The 21,568-nt window shown below is 35.4% G+C and carries 20 protein-coding genes, 2 tRNA genes and 2 riboswitches; of the genes, 16 read left to right on the top strand and 6 right to left on the bottom strand.

The annotated features are described in order from the left end of the window. Positions 1–9: 9 nt before the first annotated feature. Complete coding sequence (locus tag FEU33_RS07985) at positions 10–432, top strand: OsmC family protein (RefSeq protein WP_146548863.1); 423 nt, start codon at positions 10–12, stop codon at positions 430–432. A gap of 209 nt (positions 433–641) precedes the next feature. Here the strand turns inward: FEU33_RS07985 and FEU33_RS07980 are convergent, their stop codons facing one another. Next, positions 642–1,457, bottom strand: coding sequence for a BRCT domain-containing protein (locus tag FEU33_RS07980; RefSeq protein ID WP_146548862.1), 816 nt, complete (start codon positions 1,455–1,457; stop codon positions 642–644). Between the two features lie 192 nt (positions 1,458–1,649). Here FEU33_RS07980 and FEU33_RS07975 point away from each other — a divergent pair, with 192 nt between their 5' ends. The 13 genes from FEU33_RS07975 (at position 1,650) to FEU33_RS07915 (ending at position 16,334) form a co-directional block, all read left to right on the top strand. Beyond that, a complete protein-coding gene (locus FEU33_RS07975; RefSeq protein ID WP_146548861.1) occupies positions 1,650–2,480 on the top strand; it encodes a MerR family transcriptional regulator in 831 nt (276 codons plus the stop codon). A gap of 57 nt (positions 2,481–2,537) precedes the next feature. After that, the gene (locus FEU33_RS07970; RefSeq protein ID WP_146548860.1) at positions 2,538–3,713 is read left to right on the top strand and encodes an MFS transporter; all 1,176 of its coding nucleotides are present in this window, start codon (positions 2,538–2,540) and stop codon (positions 3,711–3,713) included. Positions 3,714–4,073: 360 nt separating this feature from the next. Continuing rightward, positions 4,074–4,252, top strand: a riboswitch (cobalamin riboswitch). A gap of 538 nt (positions 4,253–4,790) precedes the next feature. Then, complete coding sequence (gene metE, locus FEU33_RS07965) at positions 4,791–7,088, top strand: 5-methyltetrahydropteroyltriglutamate--homocysteine S-methyltransferase (protein ID WP_146548859.1); 2,298 nt, start codon at positions 4,791–4,793, stop codon at positions 7,086–7,088. 218 nt (positions 7,089–7,306) lie between these two features. Further along, complete coding sequence (locus FEU33_RS07960) at positions 7,307–8,278, top strand: NAD(P)H-dependent flavin oxidoreductase (RefSeq protein ID WP_146548858.1); 972 nt, start codon at positions 7,307–7,309, stop codon at positions 8,276–8,278. A 102-nt stretch (positions 8,279–8,380) separates the two neighbouring features. Continuing rightward, entirely contained in the window at positions 8,381–9,007 is a 627-nt protein-coding gene (locus FEU33_RS07955; RefSeq protein ID WP_146548857.1) for a class I SAM-dependent methyltransferase, read from the top strand. 570 nt (positions 9,008–9,577) lie between these two features. Further along, positions 9,578–10,240 (top strand): reverse transcriptase-like protein, encoded by a 663-nt coding sequence (locus FEU33_RS07950; RefSeq protein ID WP_146548856.1) that lies wholly within the window; start codon positions 9,578–9,580, stop codon positions 10,238–10,240. A gap of 327 nt (positions 10,241–10,567) precedes the next feature. Next, the gene (locus FEU33_RS07945; RefSeq protein WP_244950995.1) at positions 10,568–11,182 is read left to right on the top strand and encodes a YdhK family protein; all 615 of its coding nucleotides are present in this window, start codon (positions 10,568–10,570) and stop codon (positions 11,180–11,182) included. Positions 11,183–11,859: 677 nt separating this feature from the next. After that, a riboswitch (cobalamin riboswitch) is annotated at positions 11,860–12,040 on the top strand. A gap of 200 nt (positions 12,041–12,240) precedes the next feature. Continuing rightward, entirely contained in the window at positions 12,241–12,426 is a 186-nt protein-coding gene (locus FEU33_RS07940; protein ID WP_146548855.1) for a hypothetical protein, read from the top strand. 254 nt (positions 12,427–12,680) lie between these two features. Next, positions 12,681–12,902, top strand: coding sequence for a hypothetical protein (locus FEU33_RS07935; protein WP_146548854.1), 222 nt, complete (start codon positions 12,681–12,683; stop codon positions 12,900–12,902). A gap of 791 nt (positions 12,903–13,693) precedes the next feature. Further along, the gene (locus FEU33_RS07930; RefSeq protein ID WP_243881412.1) at positions 13,694–15,298 is read left to right on the top strand and encodes a M20/M25/M40 family metallo-hydrolase; all 1,605 of its coding nucleotides are present in this window, start codon (positions 13,694–13,696) and stop codon (positions 15,296–15,298) included. 112 nt (positions 15,299–15,410) lie between these two features. Beyond that, the gene (locus FEU33_RS07925; RefSeq protein WP_146549937.1) at positions 15,411–15,788 is read left to right on the top strand and encodes a PH domain-containing protein; all 378 of its coding nucleotides are present in this window, start codon (positions 15,411–15,413) and stop codon (positions 15,786–15,788) included. A 301-nt stretch (positions 15,789–16,089) separates the two neighbouring features. Beyond that, positions 16,090–16,161 (top strand) — tRNA-Gly (locus tag FEU33_RS07920). 100 nt (positions 16,162–16,261) lie between these two features. Next, a tRNA-Phe gene (locus FEU33_RS07915) sits at positions 16,262–16,334 on the top strand. A gap of 351 nt (positions 16,335–16,685) precedes the next feature. Here the strand turns inward: FEU33_RS07915 and FEU33_RS07910 are convergent. After that, positions 16,686–16,901 (bottom strand): DUF3006 domain-containing protein, encoded by a 216-nt coding sequence (locus FEU33_RS07910; protein WP_146548852.1) that lies wholly within the window; start codon positions 16,899–16,901, stop codon positions 16,686–16,688. Then, positions 16,902–17,792 (bottom strand): ComEC/Rec2 family competence protein, encoded by an 891-nt coding sequence (locus FEU33_RS07905; RefSeq protein WP_146548851.1) that lies wholly within the window; start codon positions 17,790–17,792, stop codon positions 16,902–16,904. Between the two features lie 160 nt (positions 17,793–17,952). On the opposite strand from FEU33_RS07905, the gene FEU33_RS07900 reads away from it, so the two are divergent. Beyond that, complete coding sequence (locus tag FEU33_RS07900) at positions 17,953–18,144, top strand: hypothetical protein (protein ID WP_146548850.1); 192 nt, start codon at positions 17,953–17,955, stop codon at positions 18,142–18,144. A gap of 141 nt (positions 18,145–18,285) precedes the next feature. Here the strand turns inward: FEU33_RS07900 and tatA are convergent, their stop codons facing one another. The 3 genes from tatA to FEU33_RS07885 form a co-directional block, all read right to left on the bottom strand. Further along, positions 18,286–18,489, bottom strand: coding sequence for a twin-arginine translocase TatA/TatE family subunit (gene tatA / locus FEU33_RS07895; protein WP_146548849.1), 204 nt, complete (start codon positions 18,487–18,489; stop codon positions 18,286–18,288). A 238-nt stretch (positions 18,490–18,727) separates the two neighbouring features. Then, positions 18,728–19,249, bottom strand: coding sequence for a hypothetical protein (locus FEU33_RS07890; RefSeq protein ID WP_146548848.1), 522 nt, complete (start codon positions 19,247–19,249; stop codon positions 18,728–18,730). Between the two features lie 286 nt (positions 19,250–19,535). Then, positions 19,536–20,570, bottom strand: coding sequence for a PTS sugar transporter subunit IIC (locus FEU33_RS07885; RefSeq protein WP_146548847.1), 1,035 nt, complete (start codon positions 20,568–20,570; stop codon positions 19,536–19,538). Between the two features lie 463 nt (positions 20,571–21,033). On the opposite strand from FEU33_RS07885, the gene FEU33_RS07880 reads away from it, so the two are divergent. After that, entirely contained in the window at positions 21,034–21,462 is a 429-nt protein-coding gene (locus tag FEU33_RS07880) for a hypothetical protein (protein WP_146548846.1), read from the top strand. The last annotated feature ends 106 nt before the right edge of the window (positions 21,463–21,568 follow it).

Raw genomic sequence — 21,568 nt, 5'->3', positions numbered from 1 at the left:
GAGAATACTATGCAAATTACTGCTAAATGGCAAGGTGGACGTGCTTTTGAAGCAATTGGAGCATCGGGTTATAAAATGCCGATGGATGCGACAACAAATTATGGAGGTGAAGGTCAGGCACCTACACCTACAGAAATGCTGCTAAGCGCTGTAGCTGGATGTATCGGTATTGATGTAACGATGATTTTGAAACCACATTTAGATAAAATCACTAATCTAGAAATTGTTGTAGATGGCACACGACGAGAAGAAATGCCGACTGCGTTTACAGCAGCACATTTGACGTTTAAAGTTGATGGAGATCTCGATGCACACAAAATATGGAGAGCTATCAAATTGGGTGAGGAAAAATATTGTGCTGTCTCAGCTTCTTTAAAAGCAGACATTACATATTCATTAATCTTAAATGGAAAAGATGTACCATTCGAATAGCAGAATCAGGAAAAGATACAATTACTATTGTTAAGATTCCTAAATAATTTGTCTTTCTAATCCCATTCTGCACTCCAGAATTTATATCGATATAGGGACATTTTAGGTTCCGTCATCAATTAAAGGTAATCAAACAATTTTTATGTTCAAGAATTTAATAGAACTTCGAAGAATATGACTGAAATTCCTACAATTCATGATTAATTGGGTTAGATCTTTTTCAAGTTTTTTTCAGGAATAATATCAATCGTAAAGCCGAGCGTTTGTAAATGCTCGGCTTTTAGGAGTTTTGTACTTTTCTGACCCAATTGTGCTTTTTGCCAACTACTGTCACTAACAATAAGGATATCTGTTTGCTTAGTGACAGTGTTGCTGAATATCCCGCCGATTGCACGGATTTTTTTTGCAGCCATCGATCTACTTAATCCTTCCAGCTTACCTGTAAATACAACTGTCTTATCTTGAAAGTCGATGGGGGAACAAAAGGATGATTGATGAGCTGTTGGAAAAACAACTTGATGTGTAAGTTCATTGATGGAAAAGTTGTCAAATTTTTTTGGGAAAGTTAATACAAGTTCAGCAATGATTTCGGCGCGTTCTTTTTCAAGGGAGATCCCAAATTGAGATGCAAGGGTTTGTAACGAAAAATTTTGCTGATGTTGCCATTTATTTTTCACAAATGGAAGGATGCTACCAAATCGACAATATGGCGAAAGTTTATCGATTGTTGCACAAGCTTCTTCTATAACTGATTGATCATAATCATGATAATAACCGATGACAAATTGATTTGTGAGCCATTCATCTAAAATTGGATAAAATGTATGAAATGTAGGTGAATGTTGCACCAAATCTTCTGTAATGCCATGCTGAGAAATATGATATTCATCAAATGTTTGTTTAGGGTTTATATATGAAAAAAGTGAATCTACAATCTCATTTTGTACGACTTTCACAAGCTCAATCGAACAAACACTATCTCTCCATTGATTAGCTGTTTCTATTCCAATAGCAATAAAATCCAACTGATTTCCTCCTGTAGTTACGGTGTTTCTAGTATATCAATATATTAGCATAATGCGTTCAAAAATTTTTGAGAAAATAAGCCCAATCTAGCGGTATCTTTTAATGATTTTATGAAAAATAAAGAAAATATTGTAAAAATGTATGGATAATCTTTTATAATAGAATAGAGAAATGTAGAAAGAGGACAATAGATGAAAAATAAATTCTCGATTGGTCAGATGGCGCGCTTGAATAATATCTCTATTAAAACGCTTCGTTACTATGATGAGATTGGATTATTCAAGCCGAGCGAGGTGGATGCAGGAACTGGTTATCGATACTATTCTATCGAGCAATTTAAGGAACTTGATATTATTTTGTATATGAAGATGATGGGAGTCCCTCTAAAAGATATAAAAAAACAATTAGAAAATCGTAAATTGGATGATTTTATCTCTGTATTAGAAAATGTTAGAAAAATAACACGAGAGAAGATTGATGTCTTAAAACGTATTGAAAAAGGACTTTTTTCACGTGTCATAGAATTGGAAGGTACAAAGGATGAAAACAAAATAGAAAAACCATATATTGAGCATCTTCAGGCACATAATATGATTCAGGTCAATAAGAAAGTTGGTTCCCTAAAAGAAATAGAGGCAGAGCTGCGTCAGTTGAAATCCCATTATGAACATATTGCACCGATCGTTATAGGGAATGTTGGGTATTTAAAAAACATAGAAAATCAGCTTGAAAATGTTAATACCTATGATGGCATTTTTTTATTAGTAGATCAATCATTGCATATGAAGATGGAAATGATGACACCGGTGGATGAAGGAGATTTTGCAGTGATCAGATGGCGGGAGGAAATGGGAGATGATCGAAAATACATAGAAAAACTTTTACGTTTTGCCAGAGTTCATAATTATCAAACGGAAGGGCCTTTATATATTCGAAAAATTGTGGATGGCATCATTTCTAATCATTCCAAAGAATGGCTAAAAGAAATACGGGTTAAAATAATTCCATTGACTCTCCACTAAGAGGAGGGTTTACGATAGATAATGTAAAATAGACAGAAAGAAAGAAGGGATTGACTTTTGGTACAGTCATCCAAACTTTGGACAAAAGATTTTATCATTATCTTTTTAATTAATTTTTTTACACATGTTGTTTTTTACCTGCTAATGGTCATGATCGCTGTCTATACTGCAACAAAATTTCATACAAATCAAAGTGTTGCAGGATTAGCAACCGGAATATTTGTATTAGCATCCCTTATAGCGAGAATATTTGCGGGAAAATATTTAGATCGATTGGGTAGAAAGCGAATGCTTATTGGTTCGCTTAGTATCTTTACAGTTTCTATGTTGTTACATATTGTTGTGGATGATTTATATGTCTTGTTCATCATCCGATTTATACAGGGGGCTATGCATGGATGTATTACAACTGCGGCTGGCACTATATCTGCAGAGCTTATTCCAGATGATCGCCGCGGAGAAGGTACTGGATATTATGCAACTTCTATGAATATTGCCATGGCTTTTGGTCCATTTCTAGGCATTTTCCTTTATGAACACGCATCATTTACAACGGTTTTTGTAGTAGGGAGTATAGTGGCTGTTGTTGATTTACTAGTTTCATGTTTTTTAAAAGTACCGGAACCTAAAGGAATGGAAGAACCAAGGAAAGGATTTCATGGGAGAGATTTTATCGAACCCAAAGCGATCCCTATTTCAATAGTTATCTTCCTCATTGCGATAGCTTATTCAAGTTTGCTATCATTTTTGACACAGTACGCCAAGGAAATCCATTTGGTTTCTGTATCAAGTTTCTTTTTTATTGTTTATGCTATTGCACTGATCATAACTAGACCCTTTACTGGAAAATGGTTTGATCAATTTGGGGCGAATCGAGTGAATTATCCATTGCTCATATTAACCATTATGGGCTTTTTTACATTGAGCATAGCACAAACTGGCTTGGTATTTTTACTATCTGCTGTTTTGATCGGTATTGGTTACGGGACACTTATTTCTAATTTTCAAGCAATCGCTATTCAAGAATCTCCATCACATCGAAAGTCACTATCTACTTCAACGTTCTTCATGTTTCTAGATTTATCGAATGGGATCGGACCTTATATAGTCGGCATTTTAGTGACATTTATGTCATTTAAAGCATTGTATGGTACGGTTACTGTTTGGATTTTAATTTGTTTAATCGTTTATTATTTCGTATACGGCAAAAATGCAAAAAAAGTTTCAAATTAAATATTTATTCCGCATTAACGGTAGTAAAACTCCCACCTCAAAGTATAGAGAGAAACGAGAATGAAGGATAGGTGGGGGAGCAACTGTCGCATGCGCCCGATCTGATTATGCATGAAAACAATCCGCCAATTTATATAGATTGGAGTGGAGGCGGAAATCAGCGAATTATTTAAATTCTAGTGGATAAAATTGGATAATCAATACGCCTGAAAATATAGTTTAGTAAATCTATTAGAAAAATCGGTATAGAGGGATTTTTCTACTTAAGCTTTAAGAACAAGGTAATTTTCATATTTTTTTCTAAAATTATAGAATATTTAAAATCTAATGATAAAAGTATGATATAGTAAAAGGACAATTTAATACCGTGTAAGTTATGGTTCCAAATGACAATTTGGATTAAAAGGGAAGACCGGTGAAAATCCGGCGCTGTCCCGCAACTGTAAATGGAAGCGACTCGTAATAACCACTATGATAATGGGAAGGTACGATTAGCAATGATCATGAGCCAGGAGACCTGCCAATAGCTAGTACACACCGATTGACCTACGAGGATAGGGGGTGGGAGTGAGATTCACAGTACGAAGTGATAAGAAAGCAATTTCGAGGTATTGCTTATTTGTGCATAGCCTTTTTTCTACACAGCCATTTCCTGTATTTGGAGATGGCTTTTTTATTTGCCTAAGGATTCAATTTTAAAAATAACAGTAGTTCAGAAAAGAATTCTACTACACATGTGTTGATTAGGAAATATTTAGGATATATTTGCTGCAATTCTTAAAATCCCTGTATTTTTGGCTCCATGTACATATATTGGAGCGGAGGTTTGCTCGACTCCAGCGGAAAAAGCGAGACAGTCTGAGACCCTGCACGAGCGTAGCGATTGAAGGAACGGAATCTAAGAACGCCATGTCCTGTGGCAACGATTCCGTGACCAACATCCTGTTGCCCCCAGCGCTCGCCCGCAGGAAAGCGAGCAAGCCGGAGCGGAAATCAACAAATATTCTATATTTTTATGGATTAAAATGGATAATCAATACGCCTGATTCTACTATTAAAAGACGAGGAGCGGAAAATATGAAATATACAAATTCAGTGATTGGATACCCTTATATCGGGGGAAATAGAGAGTGGAAACGCACAGTAGAAAGCTATTGGAAGCAAGAAATTAGCGAACATGAATTACATGAGCGCATGAAACAACTTCGCCTTGACCATTTGAAAAAACAATTAGCATTAGGGATCGATCAAGTAACGATCGGTGATTTTACTTACTATGATCGCATGCTTGATACAGCGGTGATGTTTGGACTTGTGCCAAAACGCTATCAATGGACAGCTGAAACCGTTGATCTTGGAACCTATTATGCAATGGCACGTGGTCGAGAAGGACAAGTTGCTTCTGAAATGACCAAATGGTTTAATACAAATTATCACTATATTGTACCAGAGTACGAAGGTCAAAAATTATATCTTACGGAAAACACGATTTTAAAAGCCTACAAGGAAGCGAAAGAGGAGCTTGGTATTGAAGCTAAGCCAACTATTATCGGGCCCTATACATTTAGTCGCTTAACAAAAGGTTATGATGCAAAAACGGAACCAGAGTATATTTTAAAACTGATCCCATTGTATATTCAGGTTTTAAAACAACTGGTTGAAGCAGGAGCTGAATGGATACAAATTGAAGAACCTTCTCTTGTTACAACTTTAGATAAAGCCGACATCGCAACTGTTAAAGAAATCTATTCACAAATTGTTGAAGAAGTGCCGAACGCGAAAATTTTACTTCAAACTTATTTTGAATCCGTTTCATTTTTTGAAGAAATCGTAAACCTTCCAGTTGCAGGTATTGGATTAGATTTTGTGCATGGTTATAAAGGAAATATGGATGCACTTCGAAAATTTGGCTTTCCAAAGAATAAAGTATTAGCGGCAGGTATTATTAATGGTCGTGATATTTGGAGAGCTGATCTAGCAGAAAAATATAATACATTACAAGCCATTCAACAGTTGAGCAAATGTGAAAATATATGGATTCAGTCATCTTGTAGTCTACAACATGTACCAGTAACAACTGCTTATGAGAAAAAATTGGCACCTGTATTAAAAAATGCCTTAGCATTTGCAGATGAAAAAATAATAGAGCTTAAAGAATTAACAAGCTATGCTAACAATCCAAAAGATCCAGGTAATAACGCTATTTCAGAAAGTATTAAAGCTATTCAATTGTTAAGAGAAGATGCATCACGTAACAATGAAACCGTCAAAGCTGAGATGGCATCTATTAAAGAAGAAGACTTTAAACGGTCAAGTGTATTTGAAAAACGTCAAGAAATTCAACGCGAAGCTTTAGAACTTCCATTATTCCCAACAACAACAATCGGAAGTTTTCCACAATCTACAGAAGTAAAGAAAACTCGTAGTGCGTGGAGAAAACAAAAAATATCAGATGCTGATTATGAAGCATTTGTTAAGGAAGAAACAGAACGATGGATTCATATTCAAGAAGATTTAGGACTAGATGTTTTGGTACATGGTGAATTTGAACGTACTGACATGGTTGAATATTTTGGTGAAAAATTAGACGGCTTTGCTTTCACAGAAAATGCTTGGGTTGTTTCTTACGGATCTAGATGTGTAAAACCACCAATTATATATGGAGATGTGGCTTGGAAAGAACCAATGACTGTAAAATCATCCGTTTACGCACAAAGTTTAACCAATCATTATGTCAAGGGCATGCTCACTGGACCAGTGACCATTTTAAATTGGTCATTTGTACGAGATGATATTCCACGTAAAGAAATTGCTTATCAAATTGCATTGGCATTGAAAAAAGAAATAGAAGCACTTGAAAAAGCTGGAATAGCCATTATTCAAGTGGATGAACCTGCTTTGCGTGAAGGACTTCCTCTTCGCAAGGAAAATTGGTCAGAATATTTAGATTGGGGTGTAAAGGCTTTCCGTTTAGCTACTTCATCTGTTGAAGATCAAACACAAATTCATACACATATGTGCTACTGCGAATTCAATGATTTTATCGAGCCTATAAGTGCATTGGATGCAGATGTCATTTCCATTGAAACATCTCGCAGTCATGGTGAGTTAATCGATTCACTGAAAGAAACACCATACGACAAAGGCATTGGTTTAGGTGTTTACGATATTCATAGTCCACGAGTTCCATCGATAAAAGAGATGGAAACGATCATGCAAGAAAGTCTTGAAGTATTGAAACCAACACAATTTTGGGTGAATCCTGATTGTGGCTTAAAAACGCGTGGTGAAACAGAAACTGTTGCATCTCTTCAAAACATGGTAGAGGCAGCAAAAACATTGCGAGAAGACGTAGCATCCTCTGTAAAATCATAACAATAAGATCATCGTTTTAGTCTATAATTTGACCATCAAGGAGTTAGGAATGTTGTTCAGCGTTCTTAACTCCTTGTTTTTATTTTCAACAAAAATCAGTTTAGCCAAATATTAGAAAACCTATCTAAATAAAAAACTGTGTGAAAATAGCAAAAAATTCCTTATAATGATTAGTAGAGGTTTTTGGTATTAATACATTGATCATGGGGGTGTCATGTTTGAAAACACGCGTGACGGAAATTTTAGGAGTGAACTATCCAATTGTTCAAGGGGGATTGGCTTATTTAGCATATGCTGAATTGGCCGCGGCTGTTTCAAATGCAGGCGGACTTGGCCAAATTACTGCAGCAACATTAGGTACACCTGAAAAGCTTAGAGCAGAGATTCATAAGACACGTTCGCTGACGGATCGACCATTCGGCGTCAATTTTGCGATTTCAAGACATGAAGGAAAGTATGAGCATTTGTTGGAAGTTGCCATTGAAGAAAAGGTTTCTGCTATTTCAATAACTGGAGGTAATCCGCAGCCTGTATTAGAGCGTTTAAAAGATGAAGATATTCATTCGCTTGTACTTGTTTCTGGTGTACGACAAGCGCAAAAAGCTGAAGCACTGGGAGCCGATATTGTAATGGCTGTTGGGCAAGAAGGTGGCGGTCATCTTGGGCGTGATGATATTGGAACAATGGTGCTCGTCCCAAGAGTTGCTGAATCGGTTTCCATTCCAGTGCTGGCTAGTGGAGGTATTGGAGATGGAAGGGGATTGCTTGCCGCTCTAGCACTGGGAGCTGAAGGTGTTGAGATGGGAACGCGTTTTATTGCAACACAAGAATGTATACATGCTAGTGATACTTATAAACAAGCCTTATTAAATGGCAAAGAAACAGGCACCGTTGTGATCAAAAGATCATTAGGAGCTCCTGCACGGGCGATTAAGTCCCAATATACGGAAGCGATTATTCAGAAGGAACTTGAAGGTGCGACGTATGAAGACTTAAAAAACGATATTAGTGGGAAAGCCAATCAGCATTATATTTATGATGGCAATGTGGAAAGCGGCTTTGGTTGGGCAGGTCAAGTAATGGGATTAATCCATGATGTGCCAACAGTACAACAACTAATAGATGATATGATTCAATCAGCTACCATAGGTCGGAAACGCCTTGATGAAATATTCGGTGGGACTATCTAAAAAGTTCTGTACGCCTAAACATAAAGTACATTTTACATGAATAATGAATTAAAAAATGCTGAATTGCTTGATGATTCACTCAAACAATTGGAGGAATGTTAATTGTTAAACAAAACAGGATTTGACTTATGGGCGAATCATTATGACCAAACAGTACAACAAAGTGAAGAAAATGAAAGATATCCTTTCGCTGGGTATAAAGAAATATTGAATACTATTTACAACAAAGTGATGCAAAAGAAACACTCAAATGTGCTAGATATAGGTTTTGGAACAGCTGTATTGACAGCAAAGCTATATGAAGATGGGCATAATATAGATGGAATTGATTTTTCACCAAAGATGATTGAAATCGCACAAGTGAAGATGCCACAAGCCAATTTGATGGAGTGGGATATTTCAAAAGGGTTGCCTGATTTTTTAAAAGGACACAAGTATGATTCGATCGTTAGTACCTATGCATTGCATCATTTAATAGATGAAGAAAAGGTGCCTTTTATAAAAAATTTATTAGCCTTACTTAAAGAGGATGGGAAGCTATTCATCGGTGATATTGCTTTTGCAACAAGGGGAAATCTGGAAAGCTGTAGAAAGAATAGTATAGATGATTGGGATGAAGATGAATTCTATTTTGTTGATGAAGAACTTTCTCCTATTCTGAACACTTTTTGCCGTTGCGATTTCTATCCGCTTTCTCATTGTGGCGGCATTTTTGTTATTTCAAAATAAAATATATATATGGGTAATATCGGAATTCATGAGGACGGACGGTTCAAGCCTATTTTATCCTGATCCAGATCTTTATAGGTGTGGCAAGATGAAAGCGATTTTAATCCCTATTGAATGAGTGTGGGCCGTGGCAGCCCATAAATCAACAGATTCCAAACGAGGTCAAAGCCTCTGAACGCTTTTTATTTTGGAAAAAACCTCAACTATTCTGAGTTCTAAAGAAGCAATTGGTGACGTAAATATTTTTGTTCGTGGATACAATTCATTCTTCCGTGGATAGAAGGCCATTTCCCGTGGATAGAAGAGCTACTTTCGTGGATAGAAGCTCTTCTTCCGTGGATAGGAGGTAATTTCCCACGGATAAGAGAATATTTCACGTAGATAGAAGAGTCACTTTTGAGAATAGAAACTCTTCTTCCATAGATAGAAGATTTTTCCTGTGGATAGAGTCTCACCCTATGAGTAGAACCATTCCAATTAGCAAAAAAATTTCATAAATTATATCGACAATGGAGAAAATGACCCTATATATAACAAGCGCATATAGATGAAGATAGTGGAGGCCTTAGGATGAATGTTATGATTGAATGGATATATCGAACATCAAAAGGAATAGAAACCGTTTTTCGTTCAGATGAAATGCCAGCGGAACAAGCGTATAAAGTAGCTCAGGATATCGACAAAACGGGGCGAGCAAAAACGATTACATTCACAGACCAGTATGATAGTTCGTGGACGATGAAGGAAATGAAACATTATTTAACAGAAATCGAGGGAGAACCACATAATGTTATCGTTTATTTTGATGGTGGTTATGACCGACAAACTGCCATCGCAGGATTAGGTTGTGCCATCTATTTTGAACAAAATGGCAAGCCGTTTCGAGTTCGAAAAAATGCCCAAACAGTGGGGCTCAAATCAAATAATGAATCTGAATATGCGGCACTTCAGCTGAGTATTACGGAACTCGAATTATTAAATGTCCAAAATATGAATGTACGTTTTATTGGCGATTCACAAGTTGTTATCAATCAAATGAATGGTGATTGGGCAGTATTGGAACCAGAATTATTAAACTGGGCTGATCGTATCGATAACAAACTAAAGGATTTGGGCATTCATCCTAAATATGAACATGTGTCACGAAAAATTAATACAGAAGCAGATCACCTCGCTACACAAGCAATCCATGGAATAGAAATTATTGCGCAAACAGAATTATTAGCAGAATAAGATATATTCATCAGATAATTTGAGATATAGGAACATTAGTAGCACAAACTACAAATCAAGGTTTGTGCTATTGTTTTTTCCTCTTGCTAAAATTTTATGTATGCTTCAATATGTTTAAACCGTTGATTATTGGGAATACTTTTTTAAAAGAATGAAAAGGCATTTCTATAAACATATAAAACTTTAAGCGCGTTGACTAAGAAAAAATAGAAATAAAATGGATCGATAACAAGGCCATAATTTTTTAGTTCGCAGATGTTTATTGTTACGCATAACACATTGGATCATCATGCATGATAAAACTTAGCATTTATTTGGAGGAAGCATATGAAAAACAAATATAGAATAGGTATATTAATTTTTATGGCCTTTATGACTTTATATGGCTGTGGTAATGTCCTAAAGGGTGAAAATATTGATACCAATAAAAATGTGAATTTAGCGCCAGATGACGACTTAAGTATGGATGAAAAACAGTCTGTAGCGGAAGGCAATAACCATGTGAACCATACCAATTCTGGAATTGTTCCTAAGGGAGTGAAAAAGGCTCAAAATCCCACGTATCCAGTGGGAAGTCAAGTCATCATACAGGCAGATCACATGGTAGGCATGAAAGGTGCGAAGGGCATAATCGTTGGTGCTTATAATACGAATGCTTATGCGGTTACTTATGAACCTACAACGGGTGGGGAAGAAGTAAAAAATCATAAATGGGTGATTCAAGAAGAAATAAAGAAACCGCAAGATAAAATACTCCAACCAGGTGCAAAGGTAACGCTTGAAGCGGATCATTTACCCGGTATGAAAGGCGCGATTGCAACCGTCGAATCAGGGATTCATACAACCGTTTATATGGTTAATTATAAGCCAACGAATGGTACTAGTGATGTTAAAAACCATAAGTGGCTAATCGAAAGTGAAATAGAAGCAGATCAATCATAATGATCCTAAAATAAAAGCATGTTAGGAGTTATCCTATCATGCTATTTTTGATAAAACGTATTCATATTTATATAGACATCTTTTAGAAAATGATTTGATTTATAAGTTAAGTGAATCAATTTCATAAATCATTTTCTTCTTAAAAAATACGAACATTTAAGAATAACTAATTTTGATAGTTGTGGAGCGGAAGACGGCGACTCCTCGAAAATGCATGCGCATTTCCTTCGTGCGGTGTGAGTTCAAGAAGGCTTATTCAAAGTCCTACGGGAAAAGCTTGAGCTGAAAGCCCCGCAGGAACGTTTTAAGGGACAAAGCCTAAGTTCGCTACGTCCTGTGGCAACGGCTTCGGGGTCAACATCGTGTCGACCCGAGGAGATTGAAGCCAAGCCCTTGGAAAGCGTCGTCTGGAGCGGAACAAAAACTTCTGAATATTAATGTTCATGTTGATTCGAAATGTTCGTGTTTTTTATCTAGATTTTGCATTATGAAATTGATTCAAGTGAAGCAGAATTTAAACAATATAATTTGAAAGACCTCAAAACGTTCAACGGTTTCTATTGGCAGCAGTATCTTATAATTTATAATAGTTTATGCGAAGCAATATTTCCGAAAGAGTACTTACTTTAAAATAATAAATTATAACCAACTCTTAATAATATGTTATAATCATAGAAACGGAATATGACGAAAAAGGTACAAATCATTCTTTGATTTGTTTAAAAGGGAAGATCGGTGTGAATCCGACGCTGTCCCGCAACTGTAATTTGGAGCAAATCGCAAAACCACTGTGAAAATGGGAAGGTGCGATGAGTGAAGAAGATAAGCCAGGAGACCTGCCTTTTCCGAGTACAGCCATAATACCTACGAGGATAGGAGGTGTAGAGTGTGACAGAATATCTTCTGCATGCTCATTGTACGACAAAGCCGCAAATTGCACTCAAAAATAGAGGGCTTATTTGGCTATGGCGGAAGTCGTATAAACGAGCAAGCTTTTCATAACACATCCTTCAAATTTTAGAGGGATGTGTTTTTTTATGAGAAAGGGAGAGAAATTAATGGATCACGAAATTGTCACCAAGTATGAACAAATCATGAAAGACAGTATTATGCTTTCGATGGGAATGGACCATCCGAAAACATTGAAAGAAATAGCGTGTGATTTGATTCAAAATCATGAAGAACAGTATTTGAATATAAATTATGCTTATTTAAAAGTAAAACATGAGATTGTTGGAGCATAATCATTAAGCAATGATCTTATAAAAAATTTGTACAAAAGTAAATTAGGGCCACATGAAACATATTCAATTGTTTCATGTGGCTTTGTTTATTTGTCATTATATCATGCAAATGACTCCTTATCGTAACTAGGATGAACTTGCGTTTGCTAGCATTACTTTCCAAAAGTCATCATCATAATTGTAAAAATTGATAATATTCTTATTGTATAATTAATAAATAAATAGTATATTTGTATAAAAAAGGGTGATTTTCCATGAGTCGTTATATATCAATTGCTATTTTAATTTTTGCCTTTTGTTGTATATTAGGAATTGTGATTTTGCAAATAGGTCAAGGTGCCCCAACTGCATCAGAAGTAATCATTCTTATGAATATTTTAAATGTTGCTATATTAAGTGTAATTATCACGCTGTTAATAAGAATCAATGAAATCATAAAAAAAATCGAAAGAAGAAATAAAAATCAGAATTTATGAAAATAAAACTTTATTTGTATATTTGAATCAATTTCATAATGCAAAATTCAGATAAGAAATGCGAACATTTTACATCTATATGAGCATTAATATTCAGAAATTTTGTTCCGCTACATACGGCGCTTTTCACGGGCTTGGCCTTAAGCTCCTTGGGTCAACACGATGTTGATTGCAGATTTTCTTCCGCATCGAAAGCGTAAGCGACAGATGTGAAGTCGTTGCCACAGGATGTGGCGAAATTAGGCTTTGTGGCCCTATAATTGTTTCTGCGGGCGTATTTCAAAACAACTTCTAGTGGCAACTTTTGTATTGGTAAAAATAATTTTAAATTTAAGCACTTACGTTATCGTAGGTGCTTTTCTATTCGACAAATAGTATTCAATTAGTGTAAATTAATGGATAAAAAAGTTTTTACATTGGATGATATTTATAAAGAATTTGTGAATGAATGGGGAAAAATCCCAAAATAAAATCTTTGGATAGCATCATTAATAGATAAAAATTTATTAAAATGTTATATTTTATTACATTTAATTGCTGTGATAGTACAATTTTAAATGATCAAATGATTTTAAATAGAATAAAAAGATAGAATTAAATTAAATCTAACGTTTTATGTTAGGAAAATTATGATATGTCAGATTTCTGAACATTGACTATATAGTAAAACTCACGTATATTCAAACTGTACTATTTCCTTTTTATGGTGTTCTTTCGGATGGAAATTTAGGAGCAATAGGAAGAATACTGCAAGATAATTTCATAATTTTTAAAGGATGGTGGGGGAAATGATGTGGGATACACCGGAAAAATTACGTGCATTGCTTTGTGAGCTTGTAAGTTGGGAAAGTCAGACATTGACAAAAGGGGAGCAACAATTTTCGAAGAAGCTTCAGGCAAAATTGCAGCAACTTCAATATTTTGTAGATCATCCATCGTATTTAACTTTTTGTGATGTTGACCATGAGAGGCAACTAGTGTCAGCTTTATATAAAAATCCAAATGTTGAGGAAACAGTTGTATTAATCAGCCATTTTGATACAGTTCAGATTGAAGAGTATGGTTCGTTTATGCCTTTAGCAACAATGCCGGAAGAGTTAACAAATGCTTTTAGAGCGGACCCGAGCATGCTAAATTTATCGGCTAAAAAGGATTTGGCAAGTGGAGATTACTTATTTGGTCGTGGTGTAATGGATATGAAAATGGGTTTAGCGTTGCATTTGCAATTGGTAGAAACAGCCATAATGGAAGAATGGCCTATAAATCTTCTACTTGTCACCGTACCTGATGAAGAAGTGAATTCTGCAGGCATGCGGCAAGCAGTGAAGCATATATCAGAATTACAAAAGAAACAAGATTTAACATTTATATTATTTTTAAATAGCGAACCATCTTTTTCACAAGGTCCTGCCGACTTAAAGGAATATGTCTATTCGGGGACAATCGGTAAGATTATGCCGGCAGCTCTTTTCTACGGAAAAGAAACTCATGTTGGGGAACCGTTAAAAGGAATCACTGCACCATTTATGAGTGCTTTTTTAACAGCAGAGATGGAATGGAATGATAAATTTTGTGAAGAAGACTTCGGAGAGCTGACACCGCTCCCAGTTTCACTACAGTTAAAAGATTTAAAGAATCAATATTCGACACAAACGCCCTATCGTGCTATGACCATGTACAATGTTTTCTTGATGAAACGTAGTGCAGGTGAAATCATGGACATCTTTGAGGAAGTAGCAAAAGAAGCGATGGCAAAGTGTCAGTCGCGTTATGAAATAATTTGTCAAAAACAAGGGGTCTCTACCATTGGGACGATCAGTGTAATACGATTTGAAGAATTGTACGCGTATGCAGTACAAAAACTGGGGACAGAAAAGGTAAATGAGCTAAAAACATTTGTTATAGCCAATGGATCCTATGATGATCGTGAAAGGTCATTGCGAATTGCAGATCAATTATTGATCCATTGTCGGGAATTGGCACCTGCAGTCATATTACTTTTTGCACCACCTTACTATCCACCAGCCAATTCATCCAATAATTTGTTGATACAAGGTGCTATTTCACTTTTACTTGAAGAAGCCAAGAAATACAATATCCCTCTTGAACAGATTCATTACTTTAATGGAATTTGTGATTTAAGCTATTGTCAATTTCGTGTAGATAAAGATTGGAAAGCATATGAGAAAAATACACCAGTATGGGGTGAAACATATGATATTCCATTTCAAGAAATGTCGCAGTTTTCAGCACCTGTTTTAAATGTAGGCCCATATGGTAAAGACGCTCATCAAATTTCCGAACGACTACATGTCAAAAGTGCTTTTGAAGAAATGCCTGAATTATTATACGAATTATTAAAATATGTCAGCAAAAGGATTCAAGTCGTGGAATAATGCAGGAATCATCTTTAATAGAATGTGATAAAGAAAATGATTTTTTTAACGATGCTGAGCTATATCGAGATGATAATGTGAAAGAAGAAGATGAGAAAGAGGAGGAGTTGTGCTGGGGTTATTCGATGGTCTAATAGGAAATGCATCAGAAGTCAATTTGAATGCAATCGAATCTGAAGTGAAAAAATTATTAGGCAAAAGTGAAAGGGTAGAGCAAGCTTATAAATTGATCCGAGATATGTTTGTATTTACAGATAAACGTTTGCTTTTAATTGATAAGCAGGGGGTTACTGGTAAAAAAATCGAATACCATTCCATTCCATATAGGAGTGTTACGCACTTCTCTGTTGAAACAGCGGGTACTTTTGATCTCGAAGCAGAGCTGAAAATATGGTTATCGAATGGTACAGAGCCTATTCAAAAAAGATTCAATAAAACATTAGATATCTATAAAATCCAAAGTGTTCTAGCAGATTATGTATTAAAATAAACTACTGTAACATCTAATATATTTTAACTAGATGCTTACCATAGGCTATTAGTTTATCCTACCTAATTGGTAGCAAGACTCCTACTCTCCAAGCGTCAAAAAGATGATCAATAGATTTTAACAAGCCTGCATTAACTTACACACAGTGAGGGATGAAGGAATCCTCACCGTGTGAAGTTTGATTGATTTAGGAACCTAAAAGAGGTCAGAAAAAAATTGGAAAGTTTGTATAGGATACTAGCCATTATAAATATTCAGTGCTATAATATTAGTTGTCGAAAAGATATATGATTATAATTTTGCGGAAGTAGTTCAGTGGTAGAACATCACCTTCCCAAGGTGAGGGTCGCGGGTTCGAGCCCCGTCTTCCGCTTCACAAATGGAAGAGCATCCAATGCGGTTGAAAGGATTGGGTTTGGAAACCATTTAATGTCTCAAATATGGTGGCAAATCCGCTTTTCATTTTCCATATCGGGTCGGTAGCTCAGTTGGTAGAGCATTAGATTGAAGCTCTAAGTGTCGGCAGTTCGATTCTGTCCCGACCCATAAGAAGAAAGAGATATTCAGAATTTGGCTGAATATCTCTTTTTGGGTTTGAAAATTTTATAAAAAGTCTCTATTTTAAATATTGTAGTTGATCATCGGCAAAATCAGTATAAAAGCAGGAAAATGTGTTTCTGATATCCTTGTATGTGTGGCTATCGTTTTTAATACAAACGAAGATTTACTGAGAAGTCTTCTGTAAAAGGTAGCTGTGCCATCAATAAAAAGTCTAAATAAAAAGAGAGAGAAATCATCATGATTTCTCTTCTAATTATGATATTTTTAAATAAAACTTATGTGTAATAATAGTATCAAATGTTTGTTTGGAAAGCAATCAACATTTGTCGAAAAATATTATTCTTCAAATAAATCATCTGCTAGTGCATCGATTTCAGCTCTTAATTTTTTTGTACCTTCAGAATCCAATGTAATGGTTTTTCCATCAATCATCACTTGATCGCCAACATTAACATTTATAGGTAATTTTGACTTAGGGATGTCGATTGTATGATCACCAATTTCAATGATCGCGAAATTCCCTTCAAAACGGTCAATAATGCCTTTTTGCATTTATCTCTCCACCTTTACAGAAATTTTAGTACCATTTGAAGTAAAGACGATCGTTCCATGTTGATCAGTTCGATAAATTTTTGCATGAATAGTTTTTAAACGATGTAAGGCTTCAGCTGTTGGGTGACCATAACGATTATCCTTACCAACACTAATTGCGGCATAAGTAGGTTTTGCCACTGCTAAAAAGTCTGAATTAGAAGCCTCTCTCGCCCCATGATGACTGACTTTTAATACATCTACTTTAGGGACAATACCAGCTTCCAACATATCTTCTTCGGCTTGTGTTTCAGCATCACCTGTAAATAAGAATTTCTTGTCACCATGTTGCATCAGCAATACAGCACTCCAGTCATTTAAGTCATTTTTGCTGTAATTTTTTGTAGGTCCAATAAAATGTAGATCAAGGGATTGTTCACTTACAGGTATTTGAACATCTTTTTTAGCTACTTTTATTTTTAATCCTTGAGCTTTTACAGATTGTAAAAAGTTACGATATGCAACGGTTGTATGTGTAATACGTGGTGCATAAACAGATTGAACAGGAAAAGCATTAATGATATCAGCTAGTCCGCTGATATGATCAGCGTCTGGATGTGTGGAAATGACGGCATCTAGCTGTTTTACACCATGCTCCTTTAAATAATCGATGACTGTTTCACCTTTTCCTTTGTTCCCACCATCAATCACAATGTTTTCTTTCGGTGTTTGGATAAATATTGAATCACCTTGTCCTATATCTATAATATGTACAAAGACTTGATCATTTGCTGAAGTAACAGGCTTTGTCTCTGAAGTGTCTGATGAATCGGCTTCGTTTAATGTAATTGTACATCCTGTCAGCAGTAGGATGCTAAAAAGAGTGAAAAGTATTCTAAGTTTGATTTTCATAAAAAATTCCTCCTAGCAGTATTTTAACATGAAACACTGTATAAGAACAAATGTTTGTATATAAAAAGGGGAATTATGCAATGTTTTTCAATTAGAATGGATCAACATTTTTATCCCACGTTAACGGGTAGTAAGACCCCACCTCAAAGTTTAGAGAGAAATGAGAAAGATAGGTGGGGATCAACTGCCGTATGCGCCCGATTGGTTCGGGGGGGCAGGATGTTGGTCACTCAGTGTTGCCACAGGACGTGGCGCTTTTCATTTTCGTTCTTCTATTTCAGTAGAGTATGAAGAAAACCCCACTGATGGAAGCTTCACTTTATCGAATAGCCGAGAATACTTGCGACTTTAGTCAGTAGAGGTTCAAAGCAATATCTGTCTTATTCTATTTGCGTTTTGTCTTGTTTAGTAGCTTTATAGTCATTAGAAGACATAAAAATACCGACAAAGTTATGACTTTGTCGGCAATCTTGCCTTGCTCTTTCACATATGATTATTTGTCTGATGTAGATTTGTTGTCATCAGATTTTTTGGTTGGTGAAACATCATCTCTAAGTTCTTGTGTAGAGTTTTTAAATTCACGAATCGTATCACCAGCAGCTCTACCGATTTGTGGCAATTTGGAAGGTCCGAATACAATCAATGCAATGACTAAAATAATGATTAATCCGGGCACACCGATACTTGAAAGTCCCACGACAAAAACCTCCCAACTATTAAGATTTCGTATATATAGTATACCACTGAATAACAAAAGAAAAACAAATCGTTTTTAATTTCTTTATCCACATGAACAGGCAGTATCCTTTCACTACAAATTTTTAATAATACATGGTGAATAGGGAAGGGAGATTCACTGCCTGTAAAATAATCAACGCACAGTGGGGGATGAAGAAAACCCCACTGATAGAAGCTTCACTTTATAAGTAAAGATTTTACCCAAGCTGTGTTTTTTGTAATTCGCTTTGAATCTTATTTTTTTCTGTCGTTAAATCCTCTGCCGATTCCATCAAATTATAACGCATATCGACATATTTTTGTTGGATGGCCATATACTCCACTTGGATTTCTTCAATTGCTTTATGAATATCTTCAATCAATGGCTTAATCTTTGCTTTATCTTCATCTAAAACGATATATTCATCATTGTTTATGAATACTTCTATTTTAAAATGATCATTTTCGATGGATAGATTGAAGAACATTTCCGCAAGAAAATGCTTGAAATGTTTATCATAGGCTTTCTTAATGGGACTGCTTTCAGGCAGATCTTGAAAGAGTTTACCGATGGTTGCTTTTTTTTCGAAAATATCATCATAATCGATTAAACCGATTTTTTTTAGAAAACGTGTAAATTCAATATCGAATTTTGCTTGTAGCACACGTAAATCTGCGTCTAAATATTTTATATGATCTTCATTGCGAAACATTCGCTTACGTAGTTCACTTTGTTTCATACGTTATAAGTCCTCCATTGATATAATCGTTTCATTATATCAACTAATATATTCATATGATAGAAATCTGCTTGACGATCAAAAGTTCAAATAAATGTAAATGCTCTTTTTAATGGATGATTTCTGTTTTAAAAGGATATCATCTGCAAGTAGAATTTCATTGTCGTACTATTTCATAAAAATATGAATATATTTTTCCGAAAGTCACTGCCTTTACCGAAGATTTATGGACAATGTTTTGTTTCTAAGCAATCGTTTTTTAGAATATAAAAAATGGATTCCGCCATTATTCAATAGATATTTTGTAATCGCTCGCTTTAATCATTTTTAATTTATGTTCAAATAATCGAAGTAATATCACATTTAAAACGATCGGCAATATAAAGAACATTGTCACCATGATGGCAATATTCGTTCCTGTCCAGTGATCCTTTGTCAGATTTATATAGTTTAAAGGACCAATCAAACCGGATAAACCAAATCCAGCACTCATTGGAGTACCTTGAATATTAAATACGCCCGCTAATCCACCTAAAATCGCAGCGGTTATCAGCATAGGAAAGGCCATTTTGGGTTTCATAAAGAAATTGCGCATTTGGATTTTGGGAGAACCAAGTACATGTGCAAGTGCTGTTCCAAGTGAATTTGCTCTGTAGCTAGCAATGCAAAGACCAACTCCTGCAGATACGATACCAAGGTTTGCCGCACCAGATCCAATGCCTGAAAGCATAATAACGGTTGCAACACCAACAGTAGAGAGTGGAGACAAGATCAATACACAGAAGATAACGGCGATGATGGCCCCCATTACAATAGGCTGTAAAGTTGTGACATGTTGGATACCTGTACCGATAAATCCAGTACCAGCTTTAACATAGGGCAATATAGAATAACCGATAAGACCAGGAATAAAGATTGATAATGTTGGCATCAACAGAATAGTATAATCCTTTAATTTTGCTCCGACGAATTGGACGAATAAGACAGTTAAAGCAGCAGTGATCCCAGTGTTCAAGACGACACCGATACCAGATAAAGTCATGATTCCCTCTTTCATCGTCACTACACCACTACCTATAACTGAAGCTAATCCAACACTAGCTGTTTGAATGGGGGTTAGTTTAAATGTCATACCAACTGTTACGCCAATCATTGCTGGTAACAAACTCATCACAATAACCGTTAAATTTAAGATAGTCTGCAAAAAGGGCGCATGTGGAATTAAAAGCTTAAAAATCTCTCCTATCAATGCATTAGGGATTAGAGAGACGACAATTCCAATACTCATCCCCGTTAATAGTTTGTTGAAAAAATCTTTCATTAGTAAATTTCCTCCTCAATCAGAGTGTTCACACTCTATTTCGCACATGTAGTTTAACGCTTTAAACGGACAAAGTAAATAGGGGGATTCGTCATTTTTTAAAATTTATACTAGAAACATAGGTTAGAAAGTTGGGGATTATTATAAGAAACTTCCTCTAAAGAAATAGGTTAAATTACCATACTGTCTAACTTTGTCTCTAAATAATGAAGAAGGGAGGGGAAGAGTGTATACTAAAAGAAAAAAGTTGGAGAGTGTTTTCATATATGTGGTTTTGGTATTTCATTAGTTTTTTAATTAGCCTAGTTGTTATGTTTATTATTTATAAAATAACGAACGTTATTTTATTTGTTTTTCCACCATTAGCCGTAATTCTCGTATACCTCTACTTCAAACGAAAACCAAATTAGAATGTGTACCACGCTGCGTCTTAAAATACGATTAGAAAGGTAGAGAGAGCAAGATGGATACTTTGGAGAAAATATTATCACTGGAAGATTCTATTCAAAGGCGAAAAGCTTTGATTCAATATATTGTAGATCATCCAACTGAAAAAGAGTCTATTTTACAAGTGATAAATGAACAAAAAGAAGAATTTTGGGAAGCCAATCATGGGGAGCCTTTTGAGACAAATCCATATAAATGGGATAAAATCTACTATCAAAATTTGCAAATTCGGTTGACCAATAATTTTTCAAAAGAGAAATTTTTACATATGTTAGATGTTGCAGAGTATATGGAGAAACACCAAAGTACGCTTTTAAGCGAAAACACGAATGAAAAGATTAAGTTATACGGCAATACAATGGGATTTATTATGATTTGGGGCGTCGTTCTATTTGTAGTCATCATCGTGTCCGTTGTATTTTACTTTAAAAATAAATATAGCTGAATCAATTTCATAAATCATTTTCTTTTTAAAAAATACGAACATTTAAGAATAACTAATTTTGATAGTTGTGGAGCGGAAGACGGCGACTCCTACGGGAAAAGCTTGA

The organism is Rummeliibacillus suwonensis, from assembly GCF_007896435.1.
Classification (GTDB): Bacteria; Bacillota; Bacilli; order Bacillales_A; family Planococcaceae; genus Rummeliibacillus; species Rummeliibacillus suwonensis.
The sequence above is the reverse complement of the archived record's forward strand: the minus strand, read 5'-3'. Positions and strand labels throughout refer to the sequence as shown.